10 protein-coding genes are annotated in these 15409 nt (G+C 46.9%); 2 read left to right on the forward strand and 8 right to left on the reverse strand.

Annotation, left to right across the window (positions count from 1 at the left end):
• Positions 1 to 12 precede the first annotated feature (12 nt).
• Together MKX30_RS18725 and MKX30_RS18730 are read left to right on the forward strand one after the other, a co-directional pair.
• The gene (locus MKX30_RS18725; protein WP_341063233.1) at positions 13 to 2181 is read left to right on the forward strand and encodes an alpha-glucuronidase family glycosyl hydrolase; all 2169 of its coding nucleotides are present in this window, start codon (positions 13 to 15) and stop codon (positions 2179 to 2181) included.
• A gap of 319 nt (positions 2182 to 2500) precedes the next feature.
• Positions 2501 to 6094 (forward strand): family 14 glycosylhydrolase, encoded by a 3594-nt coding sequence (locus MKX30_RS18730; RefSeq protein ID WP_279833319.1) that lies wholly within the window; start codon positions 2501 to 2503, stop codon positions 6092 to 6094.
• 169 nt (positions 6095 to 6263) lie between these two features.
• Here MKX30_RS18730 and MKX30_RS18735 read toward each other — a convergent pair whose 3' ends face one another.
• From MKX30_RS18735 to MKX30_RS18770, 8 genes are all read right to left on the reverse strand, one after another.
• The gene (locus tag MKX30_RS18735) at positions 6264 to 6377 is read right to left on the reverse strand and encodes a putative holin-like toxin (protein ID WP_010347020.1); all 114 of its coding nucleotides are present in this window, start codon (positions 6375 to 6377) and stop codon (positions 6264 to 6266) included.
• 163 nt (positions 6378 to 6540) lie between these two features.
• Positions 6541 to 7278 carry an ABC transporter permease gene (locus MKX30_RS18740; protein WP_076156608.1) on the reverse strand — a complete coding sequence of 246 codons (738 nt, stop codon included), beginning with the start codon at positions 7276 to 7278 and terminating at the stop codon, positions 6541 to 6543.
• Positions 7279 to 7306: 28 nt separating this feature from the next.
• Complete coding sequence (locus tag MKX30_RS18745) at positions 7307 to 8026, reverse strand: ABC transporter permease (protein ID WP_076156611.1); 720 nt, start codon at positions 8024 to 8026, stop codon at positions 7307 to 7309.
• The gene (locus MKX30_RS18750) at positions 8010 to 8939 is read right to left on the reverse strand and encodes an ABC transporter ATP-binding protein (RefSeq protein ID WP_076156614.1); all 930 of its coding nucleotides are present in this window, start codon (positions 8937 to 8939) and stop codon (positions 8010 to 8012) included. Before MKX30_RS18750 ends, MKX30_RS18745 begins: the two co-directional genes overlap by 17 nt.
• A 173-nt stretch (positions 8940 to 9112) precedes the next feature.
• The gene (locus MKX30_RS18755; RefSeq protein WP_023990946.1) at positions 9113 to 10141 is read right to left on the reverse strand and encodes an NADH:flavin oxidoreductase/NADH oxidase; all 1029 of its coding nucleotides are present in this window, start codon (positions 10139 to 10141) and stop codon (positions 9113 to 9115) included.
• A 318-nt stretch (positions 10142 to 10459) separates the two neighbouring features.
• Positions 10460 to 11764 (reverse strand): ABC transporter substrate-binding protein, encoded by a 1305-nt coding sequence (locus MKX30_RS18760; RefSeq protein ID WP_028540854.1) that lies wholly within the window; start codon positions 11762 to 11764, stop codon positions 10460 to 10462.
• A gap of 106 nt (positions 11765 to 11870) precedes the next feature.
• Positions 11871 to 13517: a response regulator transcription factor gene (locus MKX30_RS18765; RefSeq protein WP_053326389.1), complete on the reverse strand. Its 1647-nt coding sequence runs from the start codon at positions 13515 to 13517 to the stop codon at positions 11871 to 11873.
• Entirely contained in the window at positions 13510 to 15369 is a 1860-nt protein-coding gene (locus MKX30_RS18770) for a cache domain-containing sensor histidine kinase (protein ID WP_023990949.1), read from the reverse strand. Before MKX30_RS18770 ends, MKX30_RS18765 begins: the two co-directional genes overlap by 8 nt.
• Positions 15370 to 15409 lie beyond the last annotated feature (40 nt).

Below are 15409 nucleotides of genomic sequence, written 5' to 3' on the forward strand. Positions count from 1 at the left end.
GGAGGCTCCAATATGAGCAAGCTTATGGATATGCCAAAAGAGAGCGGCTATGCGGCTTGGCTGCATTACCGCCGCAATAGTAAGGTAGAAAAGCTGCCCGCTTGGTGCAGGGTCATCGTGGTCCATGGGACAGATGAAGTGCTTCAATCGGCTGCGAGTGAGCTTCAGCACGGATTGACCTCTATGTTTGGACAGCAGCCGAAGATCAGCGCCGTTCCTGTGAATACGCCATTCATTGCGCTGGGTACGTTCCCAGAGCATCCTTTGGTCGCAGAACGATTCAGCGCAAAAGAACAGGCAGAAGTGAGCGCAGAAGGCTACCGAATTCGCGGGATAGAGATGCCAGATCCGGCATATTCAGCTTCGCACGGTAACGATGATATCAAGGGACAGTACGTTACAATCGCGGGGCAGACCTCCAAAGGCGTATTGTACGGAGTCTTTCATCTGCTGCGCTACCTGCAGGGAGGACTAGACGGGAAGTTGAAGCCCACCACCGAATCAGTGCACGTCCCCATTCTAGACCAATTATCCAACCCTGCTAATTCCATCCGCATGATCAATCACTGGGATAACATGGATGGTAGTATTGAACGCGGGTATGCGGGTGGCTCTATTTTCTATGATAATAATGCCTTTACTACAAATATGGAGCGCCTGCGAGACTATGCCCGTCTACTCGCTTCTGTAGGCATTCAAGCACTATCCATTAACAACGTGAATGTCCATCAGGTAGAGACCGAGCTGATTACAGATAAATTCCTACCGGATGTGGCTAAAGTAGCTGCGGTATTTCGCGCCTATGGCATACAGATCTACTTGAGCATTAACTATGCCAGTCCTATTCAGCTCGGTGGGTTAACCACCGCCGATCCCCTGGAACCAGCTGTAGCTGAATGGTGGCAGACCAAAGCCCAGGAAGTTTACGCCGCCGTTCCTGATCTGGGTGGTTTTGTGGTCAAAGCCGATTCCGAAAATCGGCCTGGACCGTTCAGCTACGGGCGCCATCACGCCGATGGAGCCAATATGCTGGCAGATGCGTTGCAGCCCTATGGCGGACGTGTGATTTGGCGCTGCTTTGTCTACAACTGCAAGCAGGACTGGCGCGATCGCAAGACGGATCGGGCCCGCGCAGCCTTTGACCATTTTAAACCGCTGGATGGATTATTTCGGGAAAATGTCATTTTACAGATCAAAAATGGTCCCATGGATTTTCAGGTGCGGGAGCCTGTCTCCCCCCTGTTCGGTGCGCTGGAATCCACTCAGATACTGCTTGAATTTCAAATTGCGCAAGAGTACACCGGGCAACAGAAACATCTATGTTACCTTGTTCCCCAATGGAAGGAAGTATTGGATTTTGACACCTACGCCCAAGGTAAAGGCTCCACCATCAAGCATATCGTGAGTGGCGCTCTGCGTTCTCCCAAGCATACCAACTATGGCATAGTCGCTGTATCCAATATTGGTGCAGACACCAATTGGACCGGACATTTGCTCGCCCAGTCCAATCTTTATGGCTATGGTCGGCTGGCATGGGACCCGGAGCTGTCCGCAGACGAAATCGCTGATGATTGGATTCGGCTGACGTTTGGCAGACAAGGGAATAGCGACGGGGGCACAGATTTAATTTCTACCCTTAAGCAGATGCTGCTCGATTCATGGAATATCTACGAATCCTACACCGCTCCTCTCGGGGTCGGCTGGATGGTCAGTCCCGATCACCACTATGGGCCGGATGTAGACGGGTACGAATATTCTATGTGGGGCACCTACCATTTTGCTGATTGCCAGGGGATTGGGGTAGATCGCACGACCGCAACCGGAACTGGCTATGCAGGACAATATTTTTCTCCCAATACTGATATCTACGAATCTACGGACACCTGCCCGGATGAGCTGCTCTTATTCTTTCACCATGTTCCTTATACACACTTGCTCCACTCCGGCCAAACTGTCATACAGCACATTTATGATACCCATTTTGAAGGTGCAGAACGTGCGGCCCATCTCCGAGACACATGGGTTAGTCTACGAGGGCAACTGAATGCTGCCATGTATGAACAGGTGCTGGAGCGGCTGGAGCATCAGGCAGAGCATGCCAAAGAATGGCGGGATCGGATCAATACGTATTTCTACCGTAAAAGCGGCATTTCCGACCAGAAGGATCGCCCTATTTATTAAGTAAGCAACTATTAAACAAGCTGCCTCGGCAATACTTTCATACAGACTGGAACAAGGCTTTTATACGCTTAGGTTCACTTTCTCCTATACTGGCATTGGCTCGCACATCACTAAAAGGCATGCGTCTTACTCAGACCTATGCCTTATTTTTTTGTCTGAATACTTTTAAGCACACGGTTGCTTACGTAAAATGTCATATTTGTCCACCCTGAGTGTGCAATAAATTCTTCTTTTTATGCAACCGCTTGCTTTATACTATTTTTGTAGACGTTTACAAAATGTTGTCGAATTAGACTATGCTTTGGGGAGGATGATCGGTTTGACCTTGTATCGAAGTCTATGGAAAAAAGGGTGCCTGATGCTATTAAGCATTGTGCTATCTCTGACCGCCTTTATTGGCTCACCCTCCAATACGGCAAGCGCAGCGGTTGCTGATGATTTTCAGGCTTCTGTCATGGGGCCGCTGGCGAAAATTAATGACTGGGGTGCCTTCAAAAAGCAACTGCAAACGCTGAAAAGTAACGGTGTGTATGCTATTACCACCGACGTCTGGTGGGGCCATGTGGAGAGCGCAGGAGATAACCAGTTCGATTGGAGCTACTACAAGACCTATGCAGATGCCGTAAAAGAAGTGGGATTGAAGTGGGTTCCTATTATCTCTACGCATAAGTGTGGGGGAAATGTGGGGGATGATTGCAACATCCCGCTACCAAGCTGGCTGTCTAGCAAGGGCAGTGCAGATGAAATGCAGTTCAAGGACGAAAGCGGTTTTGCCAATAACGAAGCCCTCTCTCCATTATGGAGCGGGACTGGTAAACAATATGATGAGCTGTATGCCTCATTTGCTCAAACCTTTGCTAGCTACAAAAGCATCATTCCCAAAATTTATTTAAGCGGTGGGCCCTCTGGAGAATTGCGATATCCTTCATACTATCCGGCAGCGGGATGGAGTTATCCTGCACGGGGCAAATTCCAAGCCTACACTGAAACAGCCAAAAATGCGTTCCGCACGGCCATGAATGAAAAGTATGGATCAATGGACAAGATTAATGCAGCCTGGGGTACCAAGCTGAGCAGCCTTGGCCAAATCAATCCACCGACCGACGGGGACGGATTTTACACGAACGGCGGGTATACTTCCACGTATGGGAAGGATTTTCTGTCGTGGTACCAAAGCGTGCTTGAGAAGCATCTGGGCGTCATCGGAGCTGCTGCACACAAAAACTTCGATTCCGTGTTCGGTGTCCGTATCGGAGCCAAGATTTCCGGTCTGCACTGGCAGATGAACAATCCTGCCATGCCTCACAGCACAGAGCAAGCAGGTGGATATTATGATTACAACCGTCTCATCGAGAAGTTCAAAGATGCGGATCTGGATTTGACCTTTACTGCTCTGGAGATGAACGACAGTGGTACAGCACCGAATTATTCCTTGCCGTCCACATTAGTAGATACTGTCTCCTCGATCGCTAATGCCAAGGGTGTTCGCCTAAATGGTGAAAATGCACTCCCAACAGGCGGTAGCGGCTTTCAAAAAATCGAAGAAAAAATCACAAAGTTCGGTTATCACGGCTTTACACTTTTACGCCTCAACAATCTCGTCAACAACGACGGCTCACCAACCGGTGAAATGAGTGGATTCAAACAGTATATCGTAAACAAGGCCAAGCCCGGCGATAACGGTGGCGGTACAGGCAACAAAGTAACTATATACTACAAAAAAGGCTTCAACTCACCTTACATTCACTACCGTCCGGCTGGGGGAAGCTGGACTGCTGCGCCTGGTGTGAAAATGCAGGATGCCGAGATTAGCGGCTATGCCAAAATTACCGTCGATATCGGGTCTGCCTCCCAATTGGAAGCCGCTTTTAATGACGGCAATAACAGCTGGGACAGCAACAACACCAAAAACTACTCCTTCAGCACGGGCACTTCTACTTACACGCCCGGTAACAGCGGCAATGCGGGAACGATCACATCAGGCGCTCCATCGGGCACGGTTCCCGGGGATGGCGGCGGTACAACTAATAAGGTAACGGTATACTACAAAAAAGGCTTTAACTCGCCTTACATTCACTACCGCCCGGCTGGCGGAAACTGGACTGCCGTACCCGGTGTGAAAATGCAGGATGCCGAGATTAGCGGCTATGCTAAAATTACCGTCGATATCGGGTCTGCCTCCCAACTGGAAGCCGCTTTTAATGACGGCAATAACAGCTGGGACAGCAATAACACGAAGAACTACCTTTTCAGCGCGGGAACTTCTACCTACACGCCCGGCTCTAACGGAGCCGCAGGAACTATCCGAACGGGGGCACCTTCGGGGAGCATCCTCAGCGTAGGGACTTCCACCTACACAACCAACCTTAACGAAGTTGCAGGACCTATCCAAACAGTGGAACTTTCGGGTGCATCCTTAAACGTAGGCACTTCTACGTACGTACCCAACCCTAACGGAGTTGAAGTAACTATTCAAACGGGGGCGCCTTCGGGCGCCTTCACTCCTATAGATCTAGGTACCCTCTCCAAGCCCACTCCCCTCAACACAGACTGGAGCAAACAGAGCATTTATTTTATCATGACAGACCGATTTAGCAACGGAGATCCATCCAACGATAATTACGGTGGCTTCAATTCCAACAACAACGATCAGCGCAAGTGGCATGGTGGCGATTTTCAAGGTATTATTAACCAACTCGACTACATTAAAAATATGGGGTTTACCGCCATCTGGATTACTCCGGTAACGATGCAAAAGAGCGAATACGCTTACCACGGCTATCATACGTATGATTTTTATGCGGTAGACGGGCATCTTGGTACCATGGACAAGTTCAAAGAGCTGGTTGGTAAGGCACACGACAAAAATATCGCTGTGATGCTGGACGTAGTTCCCAATCACACTGGCGATTTTCAACCTGGGAACGGCATCGCTAAGGCTCCTTTTGACAAAGCGGACTGGTATCATCACAATGGCGACATCACAGGAGCGGATTACAACTCAAACAATCAGTGGAAAATCGAAAACGGTGACGTTGCCGGATTGGACGACCTGAATCAGGACAACCCAGATACAGCGAATGAACTCAAAAACTGGATCAAATGGCTGCTGAACGAGTCGGGGGTCGACGGACTGCGGGTGGACACTGTGAAGCATGTACCCAAAGGGTTTTTGAAGGATTTTGACCAGGCCGCCAATACCTTCACTCTCGGTGAAATTTACAGTGGCGATCCTGCTTATGTGGGTGATTACACCCGGTATCTCGATGCCGCACTGGATTTTCCGATGTATTATACAATCAAGGATGTGTTTGGACACGATCAATCTATGAGGAAAATCAAGGAACGCTACTCAGATGATCGTCACTATCGCGATGCCCAGACCAACGGCGTATTTATCGACAATCATGATGTAAAACGTTTCCTGAATGACGCCTCTGGCAAGCCGGGTGCTAACTATGACAAATGGCCTCAGCTCAAGGCCGCCTTGGGCTTTACTTTGACCTCACGCGGGATTCCTATCATCTATCAAGGCACCGAGCAAGGCTTTAGTGGCGGAGATGATCCTGCCAACCGGGAAAACGTTGTGTTTAACGCCAATCATGATCTGTATCAGTACATCGCTAAGCTGAACCGTGTGCGCAACAGCCACCCTGCCCTGCAAAACGGGAGCCAAAAGGAAAAGTGGGTAGACGACTCCTTTTACAGCTTCCAGCGCTCTAAAAATGGCGACGAGGCCATCGTACTTATCAACAACTCCTGGAGCAGTCAAACCCGCACGATTGGCAACTTCGACAATCTGTCCAACGGCACTCGCCTGACCAACCAATTAAGCAACGACTCCATTCAGATTAACAACGGTTCGATCACCGTGACCCTCGCTCCAAAGGAAGTTAAAGTTTTCACCAAATGAGTTACATCGATTATTCAATTGTGCTAAAATAAATGATAGAAGGATATACTAAAAAAGAGCAAGGATGCTGGTAACATCCCTACTCTTGGCAACAGCCGCTTTGAAGAGCGGTCGGCTGAACAGGGCTAGCTCTATTAGAAATAGACCGTTTTCCCTTGTCCAGGGCGGTCTATTTCTTTTTGTTTTGGTTCAACGCAATAACAATCGTAACGATTAATCCGATCAACGCTACTAATAGCGTGCCGAACATCATCATTAATGTCAGAGCATCCTTAACCTCCACAGGCATCACCTCCCTTCCGGGAGACTTAGCCGACCGCCCACCTAAGCCATTCTGTTGTTACTGGAATTATAGCACGCAAATCCGTCCTTTAGCGACAACATTTTACAGCTTCATTCAACCAACCTTATGCGGACTACCATCCTTGTTTTTCTGCTTGCACATTCTACTTTTTCTCTATATGAGTATAACTTCTCAACGCCAAAAAAAGACCCAGCACAAAAATGAAGCAAATACTGATGACCCCTCCAGGAACATACGTGAATGTTCTGCCCATTTGTCCATGGGGAGAAAACAATAACGGCACTGTCCATGGATAAAAGGTATTCCCCGGTGTATTAACCAAAACAAAATTTAAGCACATAACCGTACACATCCCAATAATGGCGGGTACAAATTTTTTCCAACGAATAGCGAAGAACGTGATGATCGGGATGAGCATAGCGTGCATAAGAATCATTTTAGCAAATACCCCAAGCTGATACATAACGATTTCAAAGGTTAGCGGTCTGATTGTAATAAACGTACCCAATACTGTAGATAGCACAAATGCCATCAGTAGGCTAACAGCGACGTACATATAAATAACGAGTAGTTTGCTGAAGTAAATACGAGTCCGGCGAATCGGGTTTGTAAACAGTGCAATATGGGTCTTCTCCTGATACTCTCTTGCATAGATATAGCAGGTCAAAATATAGTAGCTCATATAACCGGTCAGAAAATTAATAAGAATAACAACACTCATAAAGTAGTCATTCCAACCATCACGATCTATGGAATACTTGGAACTACCCGCGTAACTATAAAATTCTAAAACAATGGTTAATACTAAAATCATTACACTCAACCAAAGAATTTTAGTTCCTTTCAGCTTCAAGCACTCTGCTTTAAACAGGTCAAGCATAATAACCCTCCTCTCAAAAACTCTCCATTTAGTCTTTTCTTTGATATGTCCATATGGATAAAGACAATCCAAGAAGAAAGATCACGGATAAGCTGAGCCATGCTATTGAAACATTGGTAGGTATAGTCGCATTTCTTTCATTAGGAGATAAGAGATAGGGTACAATCCAAGGGTACCATTCACTTTTATATATAAAATTCAAAAATATAGCAGTACAAACTACGAGTACAACCACCATGATGCTCTTCCAGCGTATAGCAAAAAAAGAGGCGATTGGGATTAACATCGCATGCATCACACACATTTTAGCAAACACTTGGATTTGGTATACCCAGATAGCCATCGTTAAAGGTCGATCTGTAATAGACATGCCTAATAAGGCAGACAAAAACAGAACGAGAAATAAGGATACAATAATAAATCCATAAATAATGATCAATTTACTAAAATAAAATTTAACCCTGGTGACAGGCGTGGTAAACATAAATAGATGCGTGTTTTCCTGATACTCTCTTGCAAAAATATGACCGGTTAGTATGTAGTAACTGATAAATCCGGCTGCAACATTGACGAAGAGAACTATGCCCTCGAAATAGTAAGTCCAACCCCGTTTATCAATTGAATATCTGTAAAAAATAGCGCTCGTCGCAAATTCCAACAGCACAACAGCCAGCAATATAATATAGCTCAACAAGAAGGCTTTAGAACTTTTAAGTTTAATGAGTTCTGCTCTAAGCACGTCGCACATCCTCTCCCGAAATGAGAGTCAGAAAGTACTCCTCTAGTGTCTGCTTTGAGGTGTGTATCTCATAGACTGAAAACTGATGATCTATTAACTGTTTATTTAACGTGGCTGTATTTTCGATCGGACTATGAATTCTTAGTTCTTGTGGGGATATCACATTAGATTGAAGCTGCTGTCCCATGTGCTCTTGCAGAAACGTTTGTACTGCTTTTGCATCGTGTACTTTTATGTCTGTGTATTGTTCAAATTCTTCCTCCAACTGACTCAAACGATCTTCTGTTAACAGCTTTCCATTATGTATAATCCCGATGTGTGTAGCTAACTGCTGAATTTCGCTCAAGATATGACTGGAAATAAGAATGGTTTTCCCATTCTCCTCACACAACCGCTTCAATAGCTGACGAATTTCCTTAATTCCAGATGGGTCCAGTCCGTTCGTCGGCTCATCCAATATGAGCAACTCAGGGTCATGAACAAGCGCCCTCGCAATCCCTAATCTTTGCTTCATTCCTAGGGAAAAATCCTTAAACTTTTTTTTCCCGGTATGCTCTAATCCTACCGTGGTTAGGGTACGTTCTATCCTTCCGTTGTCCTGTACCCCCATGTACATACAGCAAATTCTTAGATTGTCGCGTGCGCTCAAATTTTCGTATAAACCAGGCGTTTCGATAATTGTACCTATTTTCGAGAAAATAGAAGGATAGTTTTTCTCCAGCCGCTCGCCAAATAAAAAAACCTCCCCACTTGTAGGCTCAATTAGCCTCATTAGCATGCGGATAGTGGTTGTCTTACCAGCTCCATTTTCACCGAGGAAACCGTAGATACTGCCACGCTCCACATGTAAGGATATGTCGTCTACGGCTACAGCCCCCCCAAACTGTTTGCGGAGCTTTTTCGTTTCAATAATATAATCCACTTTCAAACCTCCTAATCACTAAATAATACAAGTATACAAAATATAACCACTACTACGTGTAAGATTGCTTACACTGTACCATCTGTCCATAAAACAAAACAGGCACCTGACGAAGCGTACACTTCGTTGCAGGTGCCTTGTTTATATATAAACAACGTGGGATTACTTAGGCCTCAGTAGCCACGTTGATATTGTTCAGGTATGGAAGGCTCCTCGCCGCGCAGCGTCACTGCTGCATGAATCGCCCAATATGGATCGCGCAGCAATCCGCGTCCCACAGCGACCAGATCGGCATCCTCGTTGCCGATAACAAACTGCGCCAAGGCTGGGTCATCCAGTGCGCCTACAGCGATCACCGGGATGTTCAGTGCCTCGCGAATTTGGCGTGCGAACGGCACTTGATAGCCCGGATAGTTGCCCGGCTTTCTGACGCCAGCAGGGCCTTCCCCGCCCGAGCTAACATGGATCACGTCTACGCCTGCCGCCTGATATGCACGGCTCAGCTCAATGGCATGATCCACATCGTACCCACCATCTACGTATTCCACCGCGCTGATGCGTAAGATTAACGGCATACCCGCAGGCATTTCCTTGCGTACAGCCTGAATGACTTCAACACCGAAACGGGATAAATCCTTACCGTACTCGTCGTCCCGCTTGTTTGTAACTGGCGAATGGAATTGGTGAATCAAGTAACCATGTGCCCCGTGAAGTTCAATCGTATCCACGCCCGCTTGAACCGCACGCCGGGCAGCGTCTGCGAATTTTTGCACCATTCCACGGACTTCCTCCGTGGTCAGTGCACGCGGCTGTTTATAATTCGCATCCGGGTATGCAATGGCCGAAGGAGCAACTGGCTCAGCTGCATCCTCAGCTTTACGGCCCGCGTGAGCAATCTGGATGCCTACCTTGGACCCGTGCGCATGAATGCCATCAACCAGCTTCTTATAAGCTGGGACATGCTCGTCTGACCAAAGACCCAGATCATAATCTGTAATCCGTCCATCTGGTTCCACGTCTGTCATTTCTATAATAATCAGGCCCGTACCTCCAATAGCCCGACTCAGGTAATGAACATGATGCCAATCATTCGGAATCCCGTCCTTGGCTGTCACCGAGTATTGGCACATCGGGGGCATCACCACACGATTCTTTAATTCCAAATCTTTCAGTGTATACGGTGTAAACAACGAGTTCGTCAAAACGTTCATCTCCTTTTTACCTTTACCACATCAATGAAAATGCGTTCCAAATTACACGGTCTATTATAAACATGATCGGCATAGTCCAAACGGAATAAAGAGATTCCCTCCAACGGGGGATCTCTCACATTTGCAACTTGCAGTCATTATGTATGTCGTATGTTGTAGATATATTGCACACAATCTATTATCCACAACTCAATAACTTTTTGCAAGTAAATATTTAAATATTATTAAATATTTTTTTGTCTACGCCCTCTCGGCCTCCTAGCTATAACACAAAAAGACGCCCTTACGGACGCCTCTGCGGAACCAATCTTATTGTGCTGAACCTAATTGCACCCATGCCTTCTCAATCTCTGCAACCGCCTGATCCTTATTCATGTTACCGCTGATATATGCTTGCATCAGCTCGCCAAATTTTTGGTGGAACGTATCCAGCGAGTAGTTAACAGACAGATCACCGGACTTCGACGTTTTCAAAATGCTTTCCATTTCCTTAGGCATTTCCAGATCAGGAAGCGGTGCATCCTTAATTGGAGGAATCACCTTCGCTACCTGGGAGAACCAGTTCTTGCCGTATTCCGAAGTGTACAGCCAGTTGAAAAATTCAATCGTTTCCTTCGATACTTCGGAATCCTTGTTGATACGCAGCGCCTGATCTGCACCGGTAATGATGACCGATTGATCAGCTTTGTCACTCACCGGATATCCCATGATGCCAATTTTAAGATCAGGATTAATTTTCTTGATTGCTTCCTCATCCCACGCACCTTTACCCGTCATAAACGCAGCTTTTCCGGATGCAAAATCACTTACTTCCGCATTGCTGTCCCGTTCCAGCGGCTTATCTGTGCCATGTTTCACCGTCAAATCAATGAAGTTAAAGAAGTTGTTGTACAGCACTGGGTAGTCCTTGATTTTTGCTTTGCCTGCGATAAAATCGCTAACGAGTTGCTTCGGTTCCACGCCCGCATCCTGCGCAGCAGCATCTACATAGTGTTGGAAGATATGCTTCCATACCCACCACTCTTTATATGCGTTGGCAAATGGAGTAATGCCCTTCGCCTCTAGCTTGGTGACCGCATCCTGCATTTCTGCAATCGTCTTTGGCGGGGAGGTTACCCCAGCCTTGGTAAGCAAATCCTTATTGTAAATCAGCGTAAACAGGTTCCCCTTCACCGGGAATCCCAGTACTTTGCCGTCACTGGAACTCATATTCGCTCGAACCGCATCCGTCATGGCTGCTGCCAGCGGTTCATTGGTCAGATCAGCGCTATAATCCGCATACGTGTCAATGTCGCCTCCTGCCGTCGTTTGGAATACATCCGGTGTACTACCTGAGGCTATTTTCGACTTCAGAATCGTGTTGTAGTCTGCCTGCATGATCTCCAGATTGATCTTCACGTTAGGTTTGACCTTCTTATACTCCTCGATATACGCGTTAAAAGCATCGGTATACTCTGGTGAAGCTGTGAACATGTTTATTGTAACCGTTTTCAAATCTTCTTTGCCGCCAGCACTTTCTTTCGACGCATCCGTGCCGCCGCTGCTTCCACATCCGCTCAACAAACCGACCGTCAAAAGCAAACTGCCGGATAACGCCATCATCTTCTTTAACATGGATACTCCCCCATTTGTTTGTGATCAACGTCCATGCGCTCATTCTAAAAAATATACTCCAATTTAAAAAGGCAGATTAGTGAAGCGTTAAGGGTAAAAAAGTGGTTTATTGCAGGCTTACGCGATACTCAGACGGTGACACCTGATAATAATTACGAAAAGCCTTACTGAAATAATTTTTATCTTTGTAGCCAAGCATATCCGAGATTTCCTGTATTTTCAGGCTAGAATCACCCAGCAGCTCCTTCGCCTTGTCCATTCTAACCTTCTGCACATATTCGTGAATACCGTAACCAAACTGCTGCTTGAACAGCTTCATCAGGTATTCCCGACTCAAAAAATAGGTTTCGGCAAAAAACGAAATTTTGATATCCTCAAAATAATAACGGTCGATGTGCCTTTTGATGTCCGTTATGTCAAAGGGCTGGTTCCCCGCTTGAGCATGTTGGACCCCAGCAATGTAAAGCTCCAGCATTCGATTCAATCTCTGACCATAATGGGCAAAACTCGTAAAATCAGCAGACAAATCGCTTTCCCCCACTTGCTCCGGTTCTTCCAAAGCTCCATCTTGATTCAACGCTGACGTAGACGCACCCAACTCAATCGCAGCTTCTCTCAGTAAAAAATGGAACTCCTTCATCATTCGATCCGCATCCTGTAAACGGAAAATAGGGCCTGATGCCAATTGTTTCAGCAGATCGCCCAGCAGTACCTTTGCCCGGTTTGCTTGACCTGTCTGAGCATCCTTTTGGATCGACAACAGTCGCTCTGTCCATGACATTTCCTCTAGCATTCCCATTTGCCGTGGCACTATATGAAGAATGGACTCCCCTTCCAGCTTCAACACATCCGTACTGTGGATAAGCGTCTTGGCATCCATATAAGCAGACGCTAGCTCCAATACATCTGTACAGAGCTTACCCAATCCGGCAGCTACCACCATGCTGAACAGCCCATGCAGGTTGGCCACCGCCTTCTGTGTCACTTGTGCCAATAGTAAGGCCATATGTTCTTCTTGTCCTGGGGCCAGGGTACAGATCGAAACGACCTCACGCTCCCGTCGCGGATGGGAGAAGCTAAAACAACTCAACCGTTCATCTGACGTCTGAGCTAACACATTGGTCACGGCAAAATCCATCAGATCGGCATCGCCATGAAAACGCGTCCTGCGAATCTCATCCCTGTTCAGCAGCCGCAGCACGATCACCCCAAAGCGATTCCCCTTCTGATCCGCTCCGATCAATGGGAGCAACGCCGTATTGGCCTGCCTTTTAAAGCTACCGTCCAAAATGGACAAATATAGCTTCTCTTTCAGCTTCGGCAGTGACATATTCAGCGTAATGTTCTGGCTAATGAACTTGTTTTTGCTTTGCTCTCGGCTTTCCAGAATGTCCACTGCTTTGCGCAGTGCCTGGTTCAGATCCTGACGATTGATAGGTTTGAGCAGATAGTCCACCACCCGGGATTGAATCGCCTGCCGTGTAAATTCAAAGTCGTTGTAGCCGCTAATGACAATCGTCAGCAGATGGGGATATGCCTTTTCGATCGCACGAAGAAATTCGATACCGTTCAGCTCAGGCATTTTCATATCGACCATCACCACATCTATATGGTGCTGACCCAACAGCTCCAGTCCCAACCTTCCATTCGTCGCCTCATAAATATGTTCGATGCCCAGACGGTCCCAGTCCCCGATAATACGAATGGCTTCGCGCAACGGCTCTTCATCGTCAATAATCAATACGTTATACATGACTACTTCCTCCCCGGGGAATTTGCATTCTCATTTCCGTTCCCGTTTCATCCGTAAGTATGAATAATCCTGCCTGATCTCCGTACAAAAGCTTCAGCCGTGTGTTCAGATTTTTCAAACCAATATGCTCGCTCTCCCGTTCTTCCCATTTTTCATGGAATGAATCCAGCACCATTCTCAGCTTGTCCTCTGAAATTCCAGGTCCGTTGTCCCTGACTGCAATTGTGGCATTTGTAGAACTCGATTCGGCTGAAATGACGATCAGAATATCGCTTGATACTTTTTCCAACGCATGCTTGATAGCGTTTTCCACCAACGTCTGCACGGATAATCTCGGGATCGGCAGCTCCATCAGCGTTTCCTCCCATACCACTTCGACCCGCAGTCTCGCCCCGAACCTTGCTTTTTGCAGACCTATATACCGTTCAATGTGCTTGAGCTCTTCGCGGGCAACTACGATATCCTTGCCGTTGATGGAATACCGCAACGTTTGGGCCAATGCATCCACCATATCCGCCATGTCGAACATCTCCCGCTTTAATGCCTGTGTGGATATGGCTTGCAGGGCATTGTACAGAAAATGAGGATTAATTTCAGCCTCCAACGCCTTGAGTATGGCATTCTTTTCGACCAGCTTCATGCGATAGCGCTCATTAATAAGTTCTTCGGTTCTTTGGACCATTTCGTTAAAATGCAGCGACAAATATGCAATCTCGTCATGTCCCTTCACAGGAGCTGTTGCTCCAAAATCTCCGGTGCTAAACCGCTTCATCTGGGTGGACAGCTTATGTAAAGGTCGGGTAATGGCGTTCGAGGTCAGTGTCACTAATATAATAGACACACCTAAAAATAAAGCCCCGATGGCATAGCTCCAATTCCGTGTTGTCGTAGCTGCTTCATAAATCTGGCGGTATGGGATGGGCTTGATGAGCTGCCACCCATCTTTTTCACCAGCATCATAGACGACCAAATACTCCTGATTGCCACTGCTATCTGACCACGTTACTCGCCCGCTTCCTCCCTTGCCGATCTGTGCCAACACTCCGGAATCACGCATCCGCTCATAGAGCGGAAAGCTATTCACATAAAAGGGAACCCCTTTAGGGCTCATTAGCATCAATTGGTCCCCTTTGCCCAGTGGGATGTTCTGCATGATTTCATCCACGGCGCTCGTATTGTAATAAAAGGACAGCACCGCCTGCGGGTGACGGGATGCAATCGACCTCAGCACTCGATGGTATGCCATAAAGCTGGCTTGTGGCGCCACATAGCCCATATCAGAACGGGACCCTACAAAGGATTGAAATGATTCGTTCGTGGTACTAGCCATCGCCTCTTTATACCAAGGAAGCTTGGGAATATCCGTGTTTATTCCTTTGCGCACCGTAATGTTGTACGTCTCCCTGGTAACCACATAGTATTGATGTCGGTCCGCCACGTACAGATAGATCGCTTCCAGATCATTACGTGAATAAAACATGCTGCGCAAGTAATCTTCAATGACCATTCGCGAAGCATAGTCCCGGTTCTCATTGGCAATCGCGTTCATGATATCGTTATAACGTAGCTGTGGAAGAGCCAACTGCTGCATTCCCTCCAAGTAATCCTCCAAATTCTGATTGACCAGCAGCAGATTATTGGTCGTGCTGGCGATGCTATGGTTAACCGACTCCTTTTCAATCATCTGATAGGAAATAATTGTGAGTGAGCCCACCACCAGAATAATCACCGAGGTAAAAAGAAGAATGAGCTTGTTCACTAATTTTTGCGTGATCCTCCTCCACATGGAGCGAAGAATCGTTCCTACGCGCTCTGACATCATGATAACCGCCCCTTTTGAAAGCGTACACATTTTTACCCTCAACTGTTTTCTTAAATCCATTGGTCCGGCC

The organism is Paenibacillus sp. FSL P2-0173 (assembly GCF_038008045.1).
Classification (GTDB): Bacteria; Bacillota; Bacilli; order Paenibacillales; family Paenibacillaceae; genus Paenibacillus; species Paenibacillus polymyxa_B.

Coding starts and splice junctions, on each gene's coding strand:
- MKX30_RS18745 (WP_076156611.1), bottom strand. CDS start 8,026: ATGTGCGACGTGCTTAGAGCAGAACTCATTAAACTTAAAAGTTCTAAA.
- MKX30_RS18760 (WP_028540854.1), bottom strand. CDS start 11,764: ATGTTAAAGAAGATGATGGCGTTATCCGGCAGTTTGCTTTTGACGGTC.
- MKX30_RS18765 (WP_053326389.1), bottom strand. CDS start 13,517: ATGTATAACGTATTGATTATTGACGATGAAGAGCCGTTGCGCGAAGCC.
- MKX30_RS18725 (WP_341063233.1), top strand. CDS start 13: ATGAGCAAGCTTATGGATATGCCAAAAGAGAGCGGCTATGCGGCTTGG.
- MKX30_RS18770 (WP_023990949.1), bottom strand. CDS start 15,369: ATGTGTACGCTTTCAAAAGGGGCGGTTATCATGATGTCAGAGCGCGTA.
- MKX30_RS18740 (WP_076156608.1), bottom strand. CDS start 7,278: ATGCTTGACCTGTTTAAAGCAGAGTGCTTGAAGCTGAAAGGAACTAAA.